The organism is Microcoleus sp. S13_C3, from assembly GCF_036700905.1.
GTDB lineage: Bacteria > Cyanobacteriota > Cyanobacteriia > Cyanobacteriales > Microcoleaceae > Microcoleus.
The window spans coordinates 1-20,529 of sequence record NZ_JAUBPT010000147.1 but is presented as its reverse complement, the minus strand read 5'-3'; the positions used below and the strand labels follow the sequence as shown (position 1 = coordinate 20,529).

Sequence of the window (20,529 nt, the reverse complement as noted above, 5' to 3'; positions counted from 1 at the left end):
CTCACTTTTTGACCTCAAATTTCCTAAGTATTTTTACTTATTCATTCGGGCCTAGCAATGTACTATACTATGTAGTGCTATTGAAGTGCGGAGTGTGGGGTAAAATAAACCCGCCCCGCCCCATCCATAAGGTAGGGGCGGGTTTACCAACAATATTTGACACAAACAAACAGGCCAAATAAACCCGCCCCGGCCCTATTCGTGGGTGGGGGCGGGTTTATAAATACCTTGGATGTGAATTAGAAATCTTGGCGAACCCGCCCCTACAGGATTTTCGTAATGCTGATTTCTCCCTAAAACCTCACCGTCACCAAAATCACCCGCCGAGGCTGATTTTCCGCTTCAATAGTATACTCAACCCGCCCAAAACCTCTCGGCCCCGGTTCAACTAAATCGTAGCGAGATGTCACCGTCCCCGCCGCTGTACCGTATTGAGCAAAAACAGCACCGGGATTCCTCCCAGCAGACGCATCCGCATCCCCTCCCCAAGTACCCCAATCATTCACTCTTGATCGAGTTGGCAATACCGAAGCTGCGATTTCTGGAGGTGTTAATCGTTGGTCGGCTAAGACTTTTTGAGCGTTATGAATAGCGCACATTGTCGGCCCAGAAATTTTGGCATCGCTATATTGATCGTTAACTTTTTCCACGAAGCCAAAACCAACATTAGGCCCAAAGTTATCCTGTCTTTGCCTACCCCATAAACGACTGATAGTTCTATTTTCCTTAATACCTTCCCCTGCTAAAGCTAATTCGGTTCTTTTGGTGGTAAAATTTCGATCTACAAATTCTTGGTCTGCAGTGCGAATAACGTTAGCGGCACTTGCATCTATTTTACTGCTAACATTAGTCTTGCCTTGTAAGATTGGTGAGAGAACACCAGGGATAGCTTGCGCTCCACAATATTTTTGAATACCATTGAAAACGCGATCGGCTGATAAAGCACTAATCGGAAATTCTAGGGAATAAGCTTCGGCAGGTTTGGGGAAAAAGATGCCTGATGTTGCGGAAGCAGCAAAAGAAGCTCCACCCCAGATAGTGATACGATTAAATTGACGGCGGCTAAGACTCATAATTTATCTTCTCCCTGGAGAGCTTGCCCCCGGTACAACTTGAAATTTAATGAAGTTATAACCATCTAAGATACTACTAAAAGGCCCACTACTCACACTAAGGCAATCTGTCGCAGCAGCACAATCTACGTCTATTGATAAACTTTTGCCATTACTGACATCGACTAACATTGTATGTACTTTACCTTTTTCACCTGTGAGGGATTTAAGGTGATTTCCATCTACATAAACATCTACTTTTATTGGGGCTTTCCTTTCCTTATCAGGAATTGCAAATTGTAATTCGAGAAAGGCACGACCACCGGGAAGCTTGCAGGTAAAACTGGTACCAGGAAAAATCCGCAACATACTGGTGTATATTTCTCTACTTACCACAATATCCTCGAACATGGATCGCTGCCAACCTTTAACTTGGCATTTTAGGTCAGTCCAAGGAATGGGCCGCTGGGCCTGTGCCACTTGTGCCCCAACAGTCGCTAAACTAAAAGACAACACCCCAGCCGACAACAAACCGCTGAGCCACCGAACTCGCTTCATATAAATATCCTGCCAATACCTTAATCAATTAATATAAAGGATGAGCTGTGTAGGAAAAGTCCTGACTTTAGATAGATGACAACATCAAAAATGTCACAAGTGTACGAAATGTCAGGTATAATGAATCGCGTAAACTCCAGCTTCTCCCTAATCTATGGATATTGCCGAAGTTTTGACACTGGCAGATGAGCTAATTTTTGCTAAGACGGGAAAGCATTTAGATTACGTGCAAGAAGCTATTCTGCGGGGAACTTTACAAGACACAGCTTACACGCAAATTGCTCAAGAAGTTTACTCAAGTCCAAGTCATGTCAGAAATGTCGGATCGCAACTTTGGAAAATACTTTCTAAAGGATTAGGAAAAAATATTACTAAAGCAAATTTTAGGACTGTATTAGAGAAGGAAAAAATTTATAATTATCAATTAGCTATAGTTGGCGATAATATTAAAGTGGGCGAGAATGTCACAGTCAATAATAACTTTAACGTTTGTCGTGAAAAAGTGCGATCGCCCAAAACACCTCAAAACCCCCAACCAACAGCAAAACAGCCCCGCATCGACTTAGACGAAGCACCAGAAATCTCGACCTTTTTCGATCGCACATCCGAACTATCCACCCTCAAACAATGGATTTTGGAAAACCGCACCCGTCTCATCAGCATCTTAGGATTAAGCGGAAGTGGCAAAAGTGCGATCGCCCTGCAACTAATCCAACACATTGAATATGAATTTGACTGTATAATCTGGCGAAGCCTCCGCGACGCGCCACCCCTCCAAACACTCCAAACCGACTTAATTCAATTCTGTAAGGGCGGTGCCCCCGTGCCCGCCCCCGAAGAAAGGGCGATCGCCGCCCCCGAAGAAAGGGCAACCACGGGGGGATTGCCCCTACAATATTTGCGATCGCACCGCTGTCTCATCATCCTCGATGATGTGCAAACAATCTTTAGCAGCCAACAACTAGCAGGAAACTACAAACCAGGCTATGAAAACTATGGCACTTTCTTCAAACAAATAGCAGAATCATGTCACAACAGTTGCATCGTTTTGATTAGTTGGGAAAAACCCAGGGAAATTGCAGCATTAGAAAGTCACCAGAAAAATTGTCAAACATTGCAACTCAATGGTTTAGGCGAACCAGCGCGAGAAATATTCACAGAAAAAGGTTTAATTGAATCTGAAAACTGGTCAAAATTGATAGACATTTACCGAGGAAATCCCTTGTGGTTAAATACCGTAGCCGCTGCAATTCACGACTTGTTTAGCGGCAATATTTCTGAATTTTTATCCTATGATAGCCTAGTTTTAGGAGACTTAGAATATTTATTGCACAAACATTTTCAGCGCTTGTCAGACTCCGAAAAACAAGTAATGTCCTGGTTGGCAAATCAAATCAAAGCAGTCGAAATCTCCAAAAAGCCAGCCCTTCTGGAATTATCCCCTTCAGACTTCCTCAAAGCCGTCGAATCCTTGAGACGGAGGTTATTAATCGAAAAAGTCCAAAAGGGCGATCGCACCCTATTCCAACTCCAACCGGCGATCGCAGAATACATAAAAACCAACATCAAATAACTTCAAAACATCCAATTATAAAAACTATCCCCATCTAAATAAAAGAGCGATCGCCTGTTTTTTTGGGAAGGGCGATCGCTTCAAATCAATAATCAAGCAAACAGCAAGTTTTCTACTAGAGTTTTAGGTTCAGGGAGAGATTTACCATCTACCTGATATTCTTCAACTAAAAGCTCTAATACCTCTACTGCATTCTGCAAAGCTTCTTCGTAGGTATCTCCATGAGTGTGGAACTGCTGAGATGGAAAATCAGGTAAGTGAACTAGGTAGCAGTTATCTTCATCCGACCATTGAATAACAATTATATAAGGTAATTTCATGATTCAGGTTCCTCTTCTTCAATTGCTTTCAATATTCCAATTTTTCGATTAACTTCTCTCTCTAAATACAGTTTCGCATCATCGCCATCATTTCCAGCAATAGTAATTGGTTCATGATAGTAGTAAAGGATGAACCCATCTTGTATGGCTGCCTTTGGCCGAACGATAAGTAAACCCAGCTTTTAGCAGCAGGGTTTTGAGTTCTCGAATCTTTTTGGGCATAAGCAGACATTAAAATTGTGGCAAGGTGACGGAAATAGTTTAATCATATTTCAGAAAGTAGGGTTTGTCAAAACGTACCCTACTACATGAATTTGAAGTAGTTTCAGCATCAATCCGCGTAAAAAGTCACATCTTATAGCAGTTTTAGGAACAGGCAAGATGCCTGTTCCACAACACATGAATAATTTGCTTGTGGGGTGGGCTTCTAGCCCGCCCTGAAAGGATTATTGAAAAATTAGCAAAACATTAATCCAAACATCCCCATTTAGCCTTAAAATTAAAAAGACTGACTAGCCAACAATGCCCTATGTTTGAAGCCCTTGCCGATCGACTCGAATCCACCTGGAAAAAACTGCGCGGACAAAATAAAATCTCCGAGTCCAACATCCAAGACGCGCTCAAAGAAGTCCGCCGCGCCCTCCTGGAAGCCGATGTCAACCTCCAAGTCGTCAAAAACTTCATCTCAGAGGTAGCGGCAAAAGCACAAGGCGCAGAAGTCGTTTCAGGCGTCCGTCCCGACCAACAATTCATCAAAATCGTCCACGACGAACTCGTGCGCGTCATGGGGGAAACCAACGTACCCCTCGCCACCGCCGAATCCGGGCCCACAGTGATCCTGATGGCAGGTTTGCAAGGAACCGGGAAAACCACAGCTACCGCCAAACTAGCGCTGCACCTCCGCAAACAAAATCGTACCGCACTGCTAGTCGCAACCGACATTTATCGACCAGCCGCGATCGACCAATTGCTGACCCTCGGCAAACAAATCGACGTACCCGTATTTGAATTAGGCAAAGACATTGACCCGGTAGAAATTGCCCGCCAAGGCATCGAACACGGCAAACAAATCGGCATTGATACCATCATCGTCGATACAGCAGGCCGCCTGCAAATCGACCAAGACATGATGGCAGAATTGGGCCGCATCAAACAAACAGTACAACCCCACGAAACGCTGTTAGTTGTTGATGCCATGACCGGCCAAGAAGCAGCAAATTTAACCCGCACCTTTCACGAACAAATCGGCATTACCGGCGCAATCTTAACCAAATTAGACGGCGACAGCCGCGGCGGTGCAGCTTTATCCGTGCGGCAAATATCCGGCGCGCCGATTAAATTTGTTGGCGTCGGCGAAAAAGTGGAAGCATTGCAACCATTTTATCCCGATCGCATGGCATCGAGAATACTCGGCATGGGCGATGTCTTGACGCTAGTAGAAAAAGCGCAAGAAGAATTCGACATCGCCGACGCCGAAAAAATGCAAGAGAAAATGCTCACGGCAAAGTTTGACTTTACCGACTTTCTCAAGCAAACCAGACTGTTAAAAAATATGGGTTCCCTCGGCGGCATCATGAAAATGATTCCGGGGATGAACAAACTCTCAGACGAACAAATGCGGCAGGGAGAAGTGCAGCTAAAACGCACCGAAGCCATGATTAATTCGATGACAGTTGAAGAACGCCGCAACCCCGAACTTTTAGCCAGTTCTCCATCCCGCCGCCGCCGCATCGGCAAAGGCGCAGGCTACGCAGAAAACGACGTAACAAAGCTGGTGAGCGATTTCCAGAAAATGCGTACAATGATGCAGCAAATGAGTCAAGGCAACTTTACAGGAATGGGAGGATTGCCCGGAATGCCCGGAATGCCGGGAATGGGCGGCCCCGGAATGCAGCCCGGTTCCCGTGGCTATATGGGTGCCCAGCAGAAGAAGAAAAAGAAAAAAGATAAGCCTAAAAAAGGTTTCGGACAGTTGTAGAAAATATCTGACAGATTGCACCCTCCGTCAAAAACCTGTAGATACCGTAGGGTGCGTCGCCACCGACAATCTGCTAATCAGCTTGAAAATCACACAGCGACGCACCATACACAATACCGTTTTTAACTCTTTTCTTGTTGCCAGTTTCTACCTAAAAAACCCTGGAATTGAATATGGTACAAACAATTACTCAACCAGAAACCATCTCTATAGAATTGCCAAATGCGATCGCCCTGCTGGTAAGTTGCGAACAATTCGAGGCTTTAGCATTGGCAAATCCCGACTTGAGATTAGAAAGAACATCACAAGGAGAATTAATAGTGAATCCACCCACAGGAGGAGAATCAGGAAGCCGCAACCTCAGTATCAGCGGGCAAGTTGATCGCTGGTGCGAAGCAAACGAAGATTTAGGAGAAGGCTTTGACTCTTCTACTGGATTCATCCTCCCCAATGGTGCTCGCCGTTCTCCCGATGCTTCTTGGGTGAGTAGAACTCGCTGGGAAGCATTAACTGCAAAAGAACGTAAAGGCTTCGTTCCCCTGTGTCCCGACTTTGTGGTAGAATTGCGCTCGGCATCTGACAGTCTCTCCACCCTCCAAACCAAGATGCGAGAATATATTGACAATGGTGCGAGATTGGGCTGGTTAATTGACCCGCAAAACCAACGGGTAGAGATTTACAGACAACAGACAGAAGTAGAAATATTAATTAATCCAACCGAGTTATCCGGGGAAGATGTATTGCCAGGATTTGTGTTGAATTTAAGGCGAGTGTGGCGTTAGAGAGCTTTTGATGCCAAATCCGCCCAATCCCAGATTCCGCACCCCCCAACGGGCAGCATACACTGCAAGAGTGCGACTCGAAGTCGATCGTCCGAGACAATAGTAAGGAACCCCACGCTTAAAAGCGGGGGCTTTTGGGAAGTCCGGCTCGTTCCGAGCGGTTCAAGAAGAAAGCTCGAACCTTACCAGAGACAGGATTAGACCTCCGTTTTTTGAGTCATGATACCGGAGAATGCGACGCTAGTTTTCCGCTCTATCGCCAAAAGTTAAACAGGCTTAACGGGGTTAAACCAGTGCTTTTGACACAACAAGCTCATAAAACATTCTCGAAGCGAACTTTACCCAGCAATGGAGGACTTTATGTCTAATTTCGTTTTTGTACTTGATACCCAAAAACGACCGCTCAATCCAATCCGCCCAGGAATGGCTCGTAAATTGCTAACCACTGGCAAAGCTGCTGTTTTCAAAAGGTATCCATTCACGCTAATTCTCAAAGTAGAGGTAACGGTATCCCAACAACCCATCACTCTTAAAATAGATCCTGGCTCCAAAACCACGGGCATTGCATTAGTCGAAGGAGAAAACGTAATCTTTGGTGCAGAACTAACTCACCGAGGTCAATCAATTAAAGCCTGTTTGGAGTCTCGCCGTTCACTGCGTAGAGGCAGGAGAAATCGCCATACTCGTTATCGAAAGGCTAGATTTCTAAATAGAACTTGCCCTAAAGGATGGCTGGCTCCAAGCTTGCAACATCGTGTCGAAACAATCCTGACATGGGTAACTAGATTAATGAAAGTCGCTCCCATTAGTTCTATTGCTCAAGAACTTGTGCGATTCGACTTACAACGACTAGAAAATCCAGAAATTAGTGGACTGGAGTACCAGCAAGGCGTTTTATGTGGTTACGAAATCCGCGAATACTTGTTGAATAAATGGGATAGGAAGTGCGCGTATTGTGGAGTTACGGATACACCGCTACAAGTCGAACACATTCATCCCAAAGCCAAAGGCGGATCTAATCGTATTTCTAATCTTTGCCTTGCTTGCGAAAATTGTAATACTCGGAAGGGAACTCAAGATATTGAGCAATTCATCTCCAAAAAGCCAGAGATTTTGAAGCGAATTCTATCTCAAGCAAAGCGGTCTTTAAAAGACGCAGCAGCAGTCAATTCAACTCGCTGGGCGTTATTTAACCGACTTCGTATGAATGGCTTGCTTGTTTCTACAGGCAGTGGTGGTCTAACAAAGTTCAACCGCACTCGATTAAATTTAGCTAAAACTCACTGGTTAGATGCTGCTTGTGTAGGCAAAGTCGAAGAATTAAAAGTGCTGACTTCTCAACCGCTGCTAATTAAGGCAGCAGGACACGGTACTCGACAAATGTGCGGCACAGATAAGTTTGGCTTCCCAATTCGTCACAAGTCGAGAAAGCAAATCCATTTCGGTTTTCAAACTGGCGATATGGTCAGCGCTACCGTCACAGCAGGCAAGAAGGTCGGCACCTATGTGGGACGAATTCTTTGCCGCGCATCCGGTTCGTTCGACATCGCCACAACGACGGGAAGAGTAGCAGGAATTAGTCATAAATATTGCAAATCTATTCACAAAAAAGATGGCTATTCCTATGGATTTTAATTCAAGGCGACTGAAGTCGCAGCCGCTTTCCTCCCCATGTCTAAAGCCAGGGGCTTCTCGCTCGTTTTCTGGTGAATCAAAATATCGGAAATTCTGTGTTACTGAGCATGAACCCGTTAGGAATTCCTAAAAATCAACGTTCGGGCATGAGGTAAATTTTATAAGAAATACCCTGAAAACCCTGCGACTTTAGTCCAGGGATGAAAGGGCGAGGGAGACTTTAGTCTCCCAGTTAGATATTTCTAAATATAGTACAATTAATCAAAGGAGGTTGAAATTAATGTATGCAGTGCAAAAAGATGTTTGGCATTTAAAGGGACTTGACAAAACCATTGTCGAGCAAATCTTAAGATGGTCAAACAATCTGTTTAATGTCGGCACTTACGAAAGTCGGCAACGGTACTTCAAAGACCAAGGCGCAATTAAATACCCAGACCTGTACAAAATTGCCAAACCCAACGAGAATTACGGTTTACTTTACTCGCAAGTGGCTCAACAATCCCTCAAATCTGTTGCTGAATCCTTTAGCTCTTTCCGAGCCTTAGAAAGGTTAGCCAAGAAAGGAGAACTTAATCAAAAACCGAGATTGCCCAAGTACAGAACCAAGGGAGCAATGTACCAAGTTTCATACCCTGGGCAAGCCTTGAAAGTAGTCGGTAATCGGGTGAGATTACCTCTGGGAACTAAAGGGAAAGAACACTTTGGGACAGATGCTCTCTGGGTGACTTTACCGGAACGCTTGAAAGATTGCCAGATTAAAGAACTTCGACTAATCCCTAGAAATGGCAAGGTTTGGGTCGAATTTGTACACGAAAGTCTAACCAAACAAGCCCCTAGCTGTAGCTTGGAAGTAACGGGAATTTTAGGTATTGATCATGGCATCAATAACTGGTTAACTTGCACTTATAGTAATGGCAAGCCATTTATTATTGAGGGTCACAAATTGAAGTCTTGGAACCAATGGTTTAACAAGGAAAAAGCACGGGTACAATCAGTACATGATCAATGTAAGCTACCTAAAGGTTTTTCATCTCATAGACTGCAACAGTTGTCAGAAACTCGCGCCAGAAGGATGAGAGATGCCGTCAATAAAGCAGTTAGAACCATCATAGATTATTGTGAAGATCACCAAATTAACGTCCTAGTCTTTGGTTGGAATAAAGGACAGAAACAAGAAGTCAATATGGGAGGTAAGACTAACCAGAACTTTGTCCAAATACCGACAGCTAAAGTTAAAGATAGGCTCATGCAAGAGTGTGACTTAAGGGGTTGGCGATTTGTAGAGCAAGACGAATCCTACACATCAAAAGCCAGCTTTTTAGATCGAGATTTGTTGCCAGTGAAAGTTGGTGAAAAACCCGACAATTGGCAACCATCAGGCAAAAGAATTAAACGAGGTCTTTACCGTTCTAGCACTGGGTTGTTAATCAATGCAGATGTTAATGGCGCGGCAAATATCATCCGAAAATCAAAAGTAGCCATAGACTCAATTTCAATTATTGAGCGAGTGGGTAGGGGGTTGCTGACTAACCCTTTAAGAATCAAACTTTGGGCGGATTCATCCCCCAAAGTTTCTCCTTAAGAATCCCCGTGTCTTTAGACCGGGGAGTGTCAACGAGGCAAACTAGATGTCAGGCAAGCTTGCTAGCCCTACTTTTAAGCCTAATAATTCGGTGGCCTTGAAGCTGTCTACAGGCTTAGAAAATAAATATCCTTGCCCCAACTCACACCCCAACTCTCGCAGTTTCTGTAGCTGTGCTGGCGTTTCTATGCCTTCTGCCACAATATCCATACCTCGGCTGCGAGCTAGCGTTACAATTGTCTGGATAATTTCTACGCCACTGTTGTCTAACCCAATGCGGCTCACAAAAGAGCGGTCAATCTTTAAGGTATCAATGGGAAACTCGTGTAAGCGGCTTAAAGAAGAGTAGCCCGTGCCAAAGTCGTCGATACACAACATAAGGCCTAGAGCTTTTAGCTGCTTCAACATCTTTTCTTCCCTGGATACTGTTTCCAAAATGCAGCTTTCAGTAATCTCTAGTTTGAGACGGTAGCTGGGAAAGCCAGTCTGCTGCAAAATCTCCTCAATTCGATTGAGTAGGTTTGCTTGCTTTAGCTGCACGGGGGAAAGATTGACATTAATCGCCAAGGGAGGTGTGTGGGGAAACTGTTGCTGCCAAATATTGATCTGCTGACAAGCTTCCTGCAAAACAAACCACCCCAGTTCATTGATCAAACCAGTTTCTTCAGCCACAGGGATAAACTCAGCAGGCGGGTAGACTCTGCCAGATGGGTGATGCCAGCGCACCAAAGCTTCAAAGCCACTCAGTTGCCCGGTAGAAAGCGAGACAATTGGCTGGTAGTGAACGCAAAATTCTTGTAGCGCGATCGCCCTTCTCAAGTCGTTCTCCAACTGCAACCGCGTCATCGCAACAGTTTGCATAGCTGGATCGAAAGTTTCGTAACGCCCTCTACCTTGAGCTTTAGCATAATACATTGCGATATCCGCATCTCTGAGTACGTCTTCTGGGCGATCGTAACCCATTGTGCTAACGATAATGCCAATGCTGATCTCGGTAAATACTTCATAATCATTCAAATTAAACGGCTGCCTTAATTGATTTTGGATGCGTTCAGCCACCCGGTTTGGTTCATCAATATCTTTAATATCTTCCAGCAATATCACAAATTCATCTCCTCCAAACCGCGCCACTGCATCTGTATGGCGTAAACAAACTTGCAGTTGACGAGCAACGCTTTTGAGTAATTGATCCCCAACCAAATGTCCGAGGCTATCATTCACTACTTTAAAGCGATCTAGGTCAATAAATAGCACCCCATATAGATAATCTTCACGTCTGTACGACAAGTCGATCGCCTGTTGCAGCCGATTCATAAACCAAGCGCGGTTAGGCAACTCCGTTAGCGCGTCGTGAAAAGCATAATGTCCTAATTTTTCTTCTCTTTCCAACAACTGAACTTGAGCCTGTTGAAGCTCGTTGCAGGCTTGTCTAAGTTCAGCAGTTTGAGAAGCCACCCGTTCCTCTAACTCAGAAGTGAGTTTCCCCAAGGCCGCTTCCGCCTCTTTTCGCGCTTCAATTTCCTCTTTGAGAAGCACATTTTGCTCTTCCATCGTCTTGGTCAAATTTCGCAGTCTCAGGTGTAGTTGCACGCGAGCGAGGACTTCCTCTTGCTGAAAGGGTTTGGTGATATAATCTACTGCTCCCATTGACAGACCTTTAACCTTATCCACGCGATCGGTAAGAGCTGTCATAAAAATCACAGGGATATCTTTCGTTGCCACCGATGCTTTTAAGCGGTAGCAGGTTTCAAAGCCATCCATCCCCGGCATCATCACATCTAACAATATGATATTTGGCGAAACTTCTTGTAACTTCTCAATAGCACTTTCCCCATCCTTAGCTACTAAAACCTTGAAGCCTGACTCCTTCAAAAAATCGAACAGAAGTTTGAGGTTATTCGGGTTATCGTCAACAATTAAAATTACATTGTCTTTTTGGTTAACCATTTTATTACCCCAAATATTTTTTTACAAAAGCTAGTAGTTCTTTTTCTTCAAAATTCTTGGCAAATTCCAAGATTTTATTAGCAAAGGTGTGATAGTTGCCGTCTATTTGCTTTAGCCTATTGGCTTCCTGCTCAACCACTTCGATATCGCCAATTCGAGCCGCATTAAAGAGGGCTAAAAGCTCTGTTGATGGCGGTATCACCAGCTCACCACTCTGAATATTTAATAAATTAGTGAAACCTTCCCGCTGTTCGTTCTCTAAATCAGCAGGTTGGTCGTAAATCCATTCTATTTGCAAATAATTTTTTAATAGTTCTAGCAATTCTTCTACTTGGATCGGCTTTGCTAGGAACTCGTTACAACCTGCTTCGTGACTATTTTGCCGATCGAAGTTAAACACGCTGGCGCTGGATGCTATCAATATTACATCCTTAAAGTCTGATGACTTTCGGAAGCGCCGCGACATTTCAAATCCATCCATTACTGGCATCACTAAGTCTGTGATAATCATATCTGGTTGAAAATCAATGGCTTTATTTAAACCCTCTTGTCCATTACAAGCTTCCATGATTTTAAAACCTAGTGGTTCTAAAAAATTTCTAATAAAACCTCTATTTTCTAATCTATCGTCTACTAACAAAATCTTATTTTTATTTCCTTTAAAACCCGTTAAATTAATTGAACTATTTAGCGAATGTTGATCGATCAATTCCGATGATTTAGTCAACTCTAACTCAAAGGAAAAAATGCTGCCTTGACCGAGTATACTTTCGACTTTTATTTCGCCTCCCATCAGTTGAACAATTTTCTGTGCGATCGCTAATCCCAACCCAGTGCCTTCTGCCTTCTGCTGGCTATTTCCGACTTGTTCAAACGGTAAAAATATTTTTTCTAACTGTTCGGGTGCCATTCCAATCCCCGTATCTTGGATATGGAAACGAATTTTAGTAAGTTGTGATTGGTCAGAGTCTTCCCCCGTACCTATTACGCCTACCTTAAAAATAACACCTCCTTTTTCTGTAAATTTAATAGCATTGCCCAAAAGGTTAATCAAAACTTGGCGCAGTCGTTTTTCATCAGCATTTACAGCGTTAGGAAGTTGATTTAATACTTGATAACTAAATGTAATTTCTTTTTGTTCAGCTCGGATGCGGCACATTTCCACAACCCCGATCAAAAAGGAAGAAAAATTAAAACTTGAGCTGTCAAGTTCCATTTTACTGGCTTCAATTTTAGAAATGTCTAAAATATCGTTAATCAGCGTGAGTAAGTGCGAACCACACTGGTGAATAATGTGGATAGCATCTTTTTGTTTAGGAGTGGTAGTTTGATCGCGCTCCATAATTTGAGAGTATCCTAGAATTCCGTTCAGGGGTGTGCGAAGTTCATGGCTCATGTTGGCGAGAAATTCGCTCTTGGCATGGTTAGCAGTATCAGCGGCAATTTTTGCCTCTTTTAGCTCACTTGTTCGTTCTTCTACTCGATTTTCTAACTCTGAGTTGGTCTTTTCTAAAGCAGCAAAAGACTCGCGCAATTGCTGTGCCATTTGGTTAAAAGATTGAGCGAGAACTCCCAGTTCATTTATCCCATTTACGTCTACTTTTTGGTTTAATTGACCGCTAGCGATCGCTCTACTCGCTTTACTCAAAAGAAAAATAGGATGGGTAATCCAGCGGGAGGCGAGGATTCCTAACAACGTCGCTAGCACTAACGCTAAAATGCAGAGTAGGATAGTGCTACGGGTATTGGCATTGATTTCCTCCATAAAGTCGGCTTCTGGAACGACTACAACAATCAGCCAATTAAGGCCTCGACCATCTTGGAATGGGGATACTTGCACGAATTCCCGCTGACCATTTAGCATGAATTCTAGTTGCTGGTTGCTATCTATTTCGGTAAAGTTACCAAAGCGTTCTATTAAATGTTGCGCTGTACCCTTGATCAAAGGTACGCTGCTCTCAATCGCTTTTAATCGTTGCGTTTTTTGGCGATTTTTGCTTTTGATAAATGGCTTCTCGGCGGTGGAAGAAGCCACTAGCAAGCCAGAGCGTTCGATGATGAAAGTCTTGCCCGATTTACCAATTTTTAAAGTTTGGAGAAAGTCGCCGATTTTTGAGAGAAACAGATCGGTACTTACAACTCCTCTAAAAATGCCATTTTTATCGTAAACAGGCTGACTAGCGGAGATTCCTAGGCTAGGTTGAATAAAATATTGATAAATTTTATTCCACTGGGGTTTGCCGGCAACTTTTGCGGCTTTATACCAGGGTCGAATGCGGGGATCGTAGTCTGGGTGGGTCTCCTTAAACTGAGTCGGGTTGCCCTCTCTATCTACCTTGACGATCGTATTGAGAAAATTAGTAGAGCGATCGGTTATTTCAATAACCACACTGCCATCATCCTTATATCCAGCACCCGCGTATTCTTTTTTTTCCCCTCCAAAACTGATGTAACTAACAGTGGAAAATTGCTTGAGCTGCCAGTAGAAGTAGCTTCTCATAGAACTCATATTGTCTGGATTCCATAATCCAAAGCGGCCAATGGCATCGACGCTGATGGCATTGACCAAATGGGGCGTTTCCAAGTAAGTGTTTAATTGTTGATTGATGCGGGCGACTACCTCCGTTCGTAATTGGGTAGTAACGTTGTTGACTGCAGTTTTGCCGTTGCGTAGCGAGAGCCAACCTGTCAGCCCCACAGCGGCAAAGATTTGCAGGACGAAGGGTACGACTAAGACGAGGCGCAGCGGGATTTTTTGAGGGCTTTTTGCAACTTCGTCCTCACTTGCGATTAGTGTCATGGCGGAGTCATTTTAGTATTTGGATTATTTCAATAACAACAGTCGCTCACCCCTCCTTACTCCATCAAATCTTAATTATATCTGCGTTCATCAGCGTTCATCTGCCAACATCTGCGATCGCAATCCCATCTACTGTCCCAAAGTTCCCTTGTACTCATCCGGTACAAATTCCGTAACCACTTGGCCGCCGCCACCGTCGCCTTTGACAATCACAGTTTGATTTTTCAACTCTCCCGCCGCCCTCGGCCCAGTCAAATTAAACACCGGATTTAGCTGCCGATATACCACATTTCCTTCCGCATCAAAAGTCTGGTTAGTTAAATACCACGTTACGCGATCGGTATTTAATTGAGCTTGACGTTTTTCCCCAATTCCTACCACATTTCCCGTCAAATAAAAAACTTTTTTCTCTAAATCTCCCCGCCCCGTATCCCCAGTCATCGTCACCTTTTCCACGCGGTGAAAAACCTTCACAGGCCCGGGCGATATCACAGATTGCGCCGGAAAATTCCAACTCATCAAACTGCTTTCTATTTGCAGCGGCGGGTCTGATGGCATCAACTGAGCGTTTTTTGTCAGCGTCGCAATCTTGGTTTTTAAGTCTACATCTATTTGGTCGGCAAAACCGCTGTCTGTTACTGTTTTATCTTTGTATCTGTCAATTTGAGTCGGTTTGTCGCTGTTTACCTTTTGTTGTTCCACAAACCACACTAAGTGCTCGGTTCGCAATTGCAAAGCCGGATCTTTAACATTCGCCACCACAGAACCGAATAACTCCATCCTCTTAGCCCTACTGAAAACCCGCGCTTCCTTCGCTGAAGCCGTCACCTGTTTGTTCTCTCCGGTCAAATTATTGCGGACAACTAAAACATCTTCCTTCGGCCGCCACTCCAATTCATTTCCCCGCAATACCACTCCATTTTTCAGGTCTTTAGCAACGATGTTACCTTTGAGAAAAACCTGATTTCCTTCCTGAAATACCTGCCCCGTTTCTCCCTGAATGTCGTAAATTTCTTTGCCGTCCTGAAACAATTTGCCCACTGGTTTCTGAACGTTAACTATCTTTTTGTCTTTGCTATAAACGGCATTTGTGGAGTTTACTTTCCAGAACGTCTCGCCCTTTTCGTTTGCTTGTTCTAGGGTTACTTTGTTTAAAGTTAAGGTGCTGTTTGACTGTTGAGCAGTTTTTAGATCCTCCGCTAATTTGTTCTTTGGAGCCTCTTGCGGAACCGCACAAGCACCAATCCCCAAAATCAGTGCTGATAAAAATAGCAGCATCAATTTTGGGGACTTGAAATTGGGAATTCGGGATTTGAGATTAATCATTGGTAATTGGTAATTGGTAATTGGTAATTGGTAATTAATAATTGGCTCTTGAAAAACACTTAATCAAAAATTAAAAATGTGTCATGTTTGGTCTAAATTTTTAACTTTTAATTCTCAATGATTCAACCCATTAACCCTCACCCATTACCCGTTACCCATTACCCATTACCCAACCCCTATCTGTCGTCGTGTTCCTCCATCAAGCTCAGACCTGACAAAGGGCGGTAAGCATAATTAGGGCGCGATGTTTTTTGGATGTCGTCCTTAATCATTTCCAAATCGATATAGCGATCGGCTACATTAATCAAACTGTCGCTCGTCATCGATCGCAAACTCACCACCTCAACCCGCACACCGCGATAGCTCACAGCGTCTACAGCATAAGCCAAATCGCCGTCACCGCTGACCAAAACCGCCGTGTCGTAAGACCCCACTAAAGCCATCATATCCACAGCGATTTCTACATCCAAATTCGCCTTCTTAGAACCATCTGGCAACTGTACCAAATCCTTAGAAATCACGCGGTAGCCATTGCGGCGCATCCACAGCAAAAACCCCTGCTGTTTCTCGTTAGTGCGATCGACACCCGTGTAGAAGAAAGAGCGCAGCAGCCGCGAACCCGCAGTTAAACGGCACAGCAGCTTAGTGTAATCAATCTCAATTCCTAACTGCAAAGCCGCGTAAAAAAGGTTAGAACCGTCAATAAAAATTGCCACTCTACCCCGATTTTCTAGAACCTGTTCCGGCGTAAAAAGGTCGTTGCTTTCTATTCTATTCAACATGATTGTTATGCCTCAATTTTTATGAAAGATTGGTAAGGAAATAACTGCTAATTCGTAGTCCGTCATAACACCCAGAGCGCTGGCTGCCAACTATGAAGGTACTGTTTACAGCAGTTCGATCCGCTTAAAAACAGGTTGGGGTTCCCCCAGAGTTTGGTTTGCAGGCAAAGCGCCCCAGGCAGCATGAGCTGCAAAATTCGCTAAACTGTTAACTGTAACTCGATCGTTAAAGTCAATTGAAAAACCTAGCTGTTGATAGATAGCGTTGCTGATATTGGGAATAATCGGCGACAAAAGGTAAGATGCTAGTCTAACAGATTCCAGAACAGAATATAGCACCTGTTCGACACTTTCGATCTGTCCCTGCTTGTACAAACTCCAAGGTGCTTGCACGTCAATAAACTTGTTCCCGGCTCGCACTAATGCAAGCACGGCTTCGCAAGCCTTGCTAAAAGCCAACTCTTCGTAAAAACCCGCTACTCGATCGCCCAAATCCAGGCTCATAGCCTTGAGAAGGTTGTCGCCCTCAATGTTTTCTCCCAACACATTTGGTACGCAGCCACCGCAATATTTGCGAGCCATGTTTAACGTGCGGTTAAGCAAATTTCCCAAATCATTTGCTAGCTCAGCATTCAATATATTGATAAACCGAGTTTCGTTAAAATCACCGTCCTCTCCGAACTCAATTTCTTTGAGGAAATAGTAACGTACTGCATCAGCGCCGTATTTGTTGACCAATTCGACAGGGTTTAAAGTATTACCCTCCGTTTTGCCCATTTTTTTGCCGTCTTTGGTCAAAAACCCGTGTGCGAAGACGCGACCAGGCACCGGCAGATTTGCTGACATCAGCATTGCCGGCCAGTAAACTGCGTGGAAGCGAAGAATATCTTTGCCGATCAAGTGCAGGTCAATCGGCCACCATTTAGATAAAGCATTCTCCAAAATCGGGTCGCTGTCCGGATCTAGCAAGGCCGTGACGTATCCCAGCAAAGCGTCAAACCAGACGTAGATGCTGTGACTGGGGTCAACTGGCATTGGCAGACCCCATTCGAGATTCACTCTAGAAATCGAAAAGTCTTGCAGTCCAGAGTTGACGAAACTGAGCACTTCGTTGCGTCGGCTTTCCGGCGCGATGAAGTCGGGACGTTCTGCGTACAAGGCCAGCAGTTGGTCTTGATACCGCGACAGACGGAAAAAGTAATTTTCCTCGTCGCGCCACTCAACTTCCTTGCTGGTGTGGACGGAGCACCGATTTCCTGGCAACAATTCCCGTTCATCCTTAAATTCTTCACAGGAGACGCAGTACCAACCTTGTTGCTGGTTCAAGTAGATGTCGCCGGAGTTCCAGACGCGCTGGAAAAATTCTTTGACAATGTACTCGTGGCGCCGCGAAGTTGTGCGGATGAAGCGATCGTACTGGATAGAGAGTTGCTCCCACAGCGCCTCAAACGCCGGAACTACTGAATCGCAGTGAGCTTGGGGCGATCGTCCCAAACTCTCGGCTGTCCGCTGAATTTTCTGCCCGTGTTCGTCCGTCCCCGTAACCAGCAAAACAGATTTGCCCCGCAGCCGCTCAAATCGGGCTAGGGCATCCGCAGCCATAGTCGTATAAGCGCTGCCAACGTGAGGTAAATCGTTTACATAATACAGAGGCGTTGTTATCGCAAAGGTATTTTTAGTTTTATCGGTCGATTTCATTGAATGCTAAAAGAAAATTCCCTAAATTTCGTTTCGATCTTAACTCAGCGGTTAAATTTTTTATGGAGTGGCAATCAAGCCAAATTCACTGCAAGTTATTTGCAATTGTCTAACCCGGGCTATTCCCAAAAGAAATATTGCTTTCATATCAACACTAATCTTTTTTAGTTGTTTTTGACCAACTCTCTAAAATGTCTTAATATTTTGGCATTCTGCTGCCTTGGGAATCGACGAGCCTGGGGTACGCGGCTCATCTATTCATTTGTCGTAGCCGCTATCCCTAGAGCGGGTTTAGCAGCCCACCCGGTTGGCAACAAAACTCGTCATTTGGGCTGCTAAACCCGCCGTTCGACTAACGCTCCGCGATTACTTTCTGTGAATGCCCGATCGCTCACCATCGCCATCTCTTGCTCGCGATCGCTGGAAAGTCGATCGCCCCTAACTCCTGCCACTTTCCGAGCCGCTCATGGACGCAGAAACCGGGTTGTTTACGAAACTCTCTGGTCAAGCGCGAAGCTTTAGTTTCTTACCCCAAAAAGAGTATCCAACCCACATTCCGCACCCTCAACTGTCACTATCGGTTTTTACTTATTGCGATCTAGCAATAAAACTATAAATCATACTAATATACCGTATATTAACGGATAAAAAACTTTTTAACTGCATAATTTGTTACTTTAAAGATATAGTTTTCTACGTAATTATGCTGTATGACACCCCAGGGTGTGGAATGTGGGATAAGCTGTCACGCATTTAAATTGCATATTGAGGGCGGGATCTTAGGCCCAACCCCCACTCCCCACAAAGCTTAGATTATTTTTTGACATTCAATTTAAATGCACAACAGCTTAAAAGCCTAGGTTTTTTGTCACACAACCCGGTTGATAAAGGTTGCTAGTGCGTTCACCGACAATAAAACCCCAAGCCAGTTAAGCTTCGGGCTATCAAATTAGGGGGCATCTAACGAGGGATGATCCGATCGCCCTCGATCGCCATCAGGAAAACTAACTCGATTTCCGCCAATAGCTTCTGACAAATAATCGGCCGCAGCTTCCACAACCGCGATCGCATTTTCGTAAACCATCCGCGTCGGCCCCAAAACCCCAACACTACCCACCGGCACTGATCCCCGGCGGTAAGTCGAAGAAATCAGAGTACAGCCACGAATTGGTTCTAAAGAATTTTCCGAACCAATACGCACCGTTACCCGCTTTCCGGGGATGTCTAACTCAGGCGATTCAAAAATCAAAGGCCAAAGCAGTTCCTGCTCTTGTTCGAGCAGTTGCACCAGGGTTTGAACTTGCTGCAACTGCGAAAACTCAGGCAAGCGCAGCGCTTCTGCTAAACCGCCGATCAGAATCCGCGTGTAGGTTGGATTGCTTTGGCGGCTGCTCAAAGCAGTCAGCATGGTTTCCATCCACTCAGCGTACAGCTCAAAGTCCCGGTCTAACTCGCTCCAGTCTACCGCCGAGAGTTCCGAGAGCGATCGTCCCCGCAACTTGCTGTTCAAAAAATTCGACAAAATCTGCAATTGGCGATCGACAATTTCGGCATCAGGCCTGTTACCTTCTGCGTCTGAAGGCAACTGCACCAAAACCGACTGAGTTTCGTAGGCATCCGTTACCACGATCAGCATCACCTTTCCCGGCTCTAGCTGCACCAGTTGCAAGTGGCGCAAGCAAGCCATATTGGTTTGCGGTATGGTGATCATTGCTATGTAACCGCTGATAGTTGCTAGGATTTGAGCAGCGCCACGGAGTGCCGCGTCCATGCGACCATCCGACCAATTGAGCTGGTCTAGTACCTGCTCCACCTTGCGGGCGAGCGTATCAGAGGGCTGAATCAACTGGTCTACATAAATTCGGTAGCCGGAGTCAGAGGGGACTCGTCCTGCCGAAGTGTGGGGCTGATAAAGCAGTCCAGCTTTTTCAAGAGTCCCCATCGCATTGCGAATTGTAGCTGGGCTGACGCTGAGGTTGAATTCGTCAGCCAAAGCTTTTGAGCCAACGGGTTCCGCTGTAGCTATGTAGTGGCGAACCGTTGCCCAAAGGATGTGTTGTTGCCGATCGGTGAGGTTAACGCGCACAGATATTTAAGCAGAATTAGAATTTAGAGTTGAAAGCCACTATATTAATCGAAACGTCTGTCCCAAAAGGGCGATCGGGCAGGCTTATTTATTTAAGATAACAGATTTTAGGTTAAGGAAGAAGTCAGTTGTTATTCGTTATTAGTTATTGGTTATTGGCTATTGGCTATTGGTTATTGGTTATGGGTTATTGGTAAGTTCTAATGCCCCATGCCCCATGCCCCATGCCCCATGCCCTGCGCGGGCCGATGCCCCCATGCCCAATGCCCTGCGCGGGCCGATGCCCCCATGCCCCATGCCCCATGCCCCATGCCCCATGCCCCATGCCCCATGCCCCATGCCCCATGCCCCATGCCCCATGCCCCATGCCCCATGCCCCATGCCCCATGCCCCATGCCCCATGCCCCATG

General features: G+C 45.0%; 15 protein-coding genes and 1 pseudogene. 5 read left to right on the top strand and 11 right to left on the bottom strand.

Features of this window, described 5'->3' with window-relative positions; all coding sequences use genetic code 11:
- Positions 1 to 293: 293 nt before the first annotated feature.
- Together QUA16_RS28910 and QUA16_RS28905 are read right to left on the bottom strand one after the other, a co-directional pair.
- Positions 294 to 1,073 (bottom strand): Tat pathway signal protein, encoded by a 780-nt coding sequence (locus tag QUA16_RS28910; protein WP_333107610.1) that lies wholly within the window; start codon positions 1,071 to 1,073, stop codon positions 294 to 296.
- 3 nt (positions 1,074 to 1,076) lie between these two features.
- Positions 1,077 to 1,610: a hypothetical protein gene (locus QUA16_RS28905; protein WP_333107611.1), complete on the bottom strand. Its 534-nt coding sequence runs from the start codon at positions 1,608 to 1,610 to the stop codon at positions 1,077 to 1,079.
- A 154-nt stretch (positions 1,611 to 1,764) separates the two neighbouring features.
- Between QUA16_RS28905 and QUA16_RS28900 the strand changes: the two genes are divergently transcribed.
- The gene (locus QUA16_RS28900) at positions 1,765 to 3,183 is read left to right on the top strand and encodes an NB-ARC domain-containing protein (protein WP_333107612.1); all 1,419 of its coding nucleotides are present in this window, start codon (positions 1,765 to 1,767) and stop codon (positions 3,181 to 3,183) included.
- 92 nt (positions 3,184 to 3,275) lie between these two features.
- Here the strand turns inward: QUA16_RS28900 and QUA16_RS28895 are convergent, their stop codons facing one another.
- Together QUA16_RS28895 and QUA16_RS28890 are read right to left on the bottom strand one after the other, a co-directional pair.
- The gene (locus QUA16_RS28895) at positions 3,276 to 3,503 is read right to left on the bottom strand and encodes a type II toxin-antitoxin system HicB family antitoxin (RefSeq protein WP_190739090.1); all 228 of its coding nucleotides are present in this window, start codon (positions 3,501 to 3,503) and stop codon (positions 3,276 to 3,278) included.
- A pseudogene (locus QUA16_RS28890) lies at positions 3,500 to 3,725 on the bottom strand (type II toxin-antitoxin system HicA family toxin). Before QUA16_RS28890 ends, QUA16_RS28895 begins: the two are co-directional and overlap by 4 nt.
- A gap of 307 nt (positions 3,726 to 4,032) precedes the next feature.
- Between QUA16_RS28890 and ffh the strand changes: the two are divergent.
- The 4 genes from ffh to QUA16_RS28870 all read left to right on the top strand — a co-directional run bounded on the left by ffh (position 4,033) and on the right by QUA16_RS28870 (position 9,480).
- A complete protein-coding gene (ffh, locus tag QUA16_RS28885; RefSeq protein ID WP_333107613.1) occupies positions 4,033 to 5,481 on the top strand; it encodes a signal recognition particle protein in 1,449 nt (482 codons plus the stop codon).
- A 173-nt stretch (positions 5,482 to 5,654) separates the two neighbouring features.
- Positions 5,655 to 6,263 carry a Uma2 family endonuclease gene (locus tag QUA16_RS28880; protein WP_333107614.1) on the top strand — a complete coding sequence of 203 codons (609 nt, stop codon included), beginning with the start codon at positions 5,655 to 5,657 and terminating at the stop codon, positions 6,261 to 6,263.
- 360 nt (positions 6,264 to 6,623) lie between these two features.
- Positions 6,624 to 7,898, top strand: coding sequence for an RNA-guided endonuclease IscB (gene iscB, locus QUA16_RS28875; RefSeq protein ID WP_333107615.1), 1,275 nt, complete (start codon positions 6,624 to 6,626; stop codon positions 7,896 to 7,898).
- Between the two features lie 280 nt (positions 7,899 to 8,178).
- The gene (locus tag QUA16_RS28870) at positions 8,179 to 9,480 is read left to right on the top strand and encodes a transposase (protein WP_333107616.1); all 1,302 of its coding nucleotides are present in this window, start codon (positions 8,179 to 8,181) and stop codon (positions 9,478 to 9,480) included.
- Positions 9,481 to 9,522: 42 nt separating this feature from the next.
- Here the strand turns inward: QUA16_RS28870 and QUA16_RS28865 are convergent, their stop codons facing one another.
- The 7 genes from QUA16_RS28865 to QUA16_RS28835 form a co-directional block, all read right to left on the bottom strand.
- The gene (locus QUA16_RS28865; RefSeq protein ID WP_333107617.1) at positions 9,523 to 11,427 is read right to left on the bottom strand and encodes an EAL domain-containing protein; all 1,905 of its coding nucleotides are present in this window, start codon (positions 11,425 to 11,427) and stop codon (positions 9,523 to 9,525) included.
- A gap of 4 nt (positions 11,428 to 11,431) precedes the next feature.
- Positions 11,432 to 14,227, bottom strand: coding sequence for an ATP-binding protein (locus tag QUA16_RS28860; RefSeq protein ID WP_333107618.1), 2,796 nt, complete (start codon positions 14,225 to 14,227; stop codon positions 11,432 to 11,434).
- A 129-nt stretch (positions 14,228 to 14,356) separates the two neighbouring features.
- Positions 14,357 to 15,553: an LPS export ABC transporter periplasmic protein LptC gene (lptC, locus tag QUA16_RS28855; RefSeq protein ID WP_333107620.1), complete on the bottom strand. Its 1,197-nt coding sequence runs from the start codon at positions 15,551 to 15,553 to the stop codon at positions 14,357 to 14,359.
- A 176-nt stretch (positions 15,554 to 15,729) separates the two neighbouring features.
- Positions 15,730 to 16,335, bottom strand: coding sequence for a LabA-like NYN domain-containing protein (locus tag QUA16_RS28850; protein ID WP_006631885.1), 606 nt, complete (start codon positions 16,333 to 16,335; stop codon positions 15,730 to 15,732).
- Positions 16,336 to 16,440: 105 nt separating this feature from the next.
- Positions 16,441 to 18,033 (bottom strand): methionine--tRNA ligase, encoded by a 1,593-nt coding sequence (gene metG / locus QUA16_RS28845; RefSeq protein WP_333107622.1) that lies wholly within the window; start codon positions 18,031 to 18,033, stop codon positions 16,441 to 16,443.
- A gap of 949 nt (positions 18,034 to 18,982) precedes the next feature.
- Positions 18,983 to 20,125: a heat-inducible transcriptional repressor HrcA gene (gene hrcA, locus QUA16_RS28840; RefSeq protein ID WP_445252185.1), complete on the bottom strand. Its 1,143-nt coding sequence runs from the start codon at positions 20,123 to 20,125 to the stop codon at positions 18,983 to 18,985.
- 174 nt (positions 20,126 to 20,299) lie between these two features.
- The coding region (locus tag QUA16_RS28835; RefSeq protein WP_333181526.1) for a hypothetical protein at positions 20,300 to 20,529 on the bottom strand (230 nt) is incomplete at its 5' end.

Coding starts and splice junctions, on each gene's coding strand:
- QUA16_RS28910 (WP_333107610.1), bottom strand. CDS start 1,073: ATGAGTCTTAGCCGCCGTCAATTTAATCGTATCACTATCTGGGGTGGA.
- QUA16_RS28905 (WP_333107611.1), bottom strand. CDS start 1,610: ATGAAGCGAGTTCGGTGGCTCAGCGGTTTGTTGTCGGCTGGGGTGTTG.
- QUA16_RS28900 (WP_333107612.1), top strand. CDS start 1,765: ATGGATATTGCCGAAGTTTTGACACTGGCAGATGAGCTAATTTTTGCT.
- QUA16_RS28895 (WP_190739090.1), bottom strand. CDS start 3,503: ATGAAATTACCTTATATAATTGTTATTCAATGGTCGGATGAAGATAAC.
- ffh (WP_333107613.1), top strand. CDS start 4,033: ATGTTTGAAGCCCTTGCCGATCGACTCGAATCCACCTGGAAAAAACTG.
- QUA16_RS28880 (WP_333107614.1), top strand. CDS start 5,655: ATGGTACAAACAATTACTCAACCAGAAACCATCTCTATAGAATTGCCA.
- iscB (WP_333107615.1), top strand. CDS start 6,624: ATGTCTAATTTCGTTTTTGTACTTGATACCCAAAAACGACCGCTCAAT.
- QUA16_RS28870 (WP_333107616.1), top strand. CDS start 8,179: ATGTATGCAGTGCAAAAAGATGTTTGGCATTTAAAGGGACTTGACAAA.
- QUA16_RS28865 (WP_333107617.1), bottom strand. CDS start 11,427: ATGGTTAACCAAAAAGACAATGTAATTTTAATTGTTGACGATAACCCG.
- QUA16_RS28860 (WP_333107618.1), bottom strand. CDS start 14,227: ATGACACTAATCGCAAGTGAGGACGAAGTTGCAAAAAGCCCTCAAAAA.
- lptC (WP_333107620.1), bottom strand. CDS start 15,553: ATGATTAATCTCAAATCCCGAATTCCCAATTTCAAGTCCCCAAAATTG.
- QUA16_RS28850 (WP_006631885.1), bottom strand. CDS start 16,335: ATGTTGAATAGAATAGAAAGCAACGACCTTTTTACGCCGGAACAGGTT.
- metG (WP_333107622.1), bottom strand. CDS start 18,033: ATGAAATCGACCGATAAAACTAAAAATACCTTTGCGATAACAACGCCT.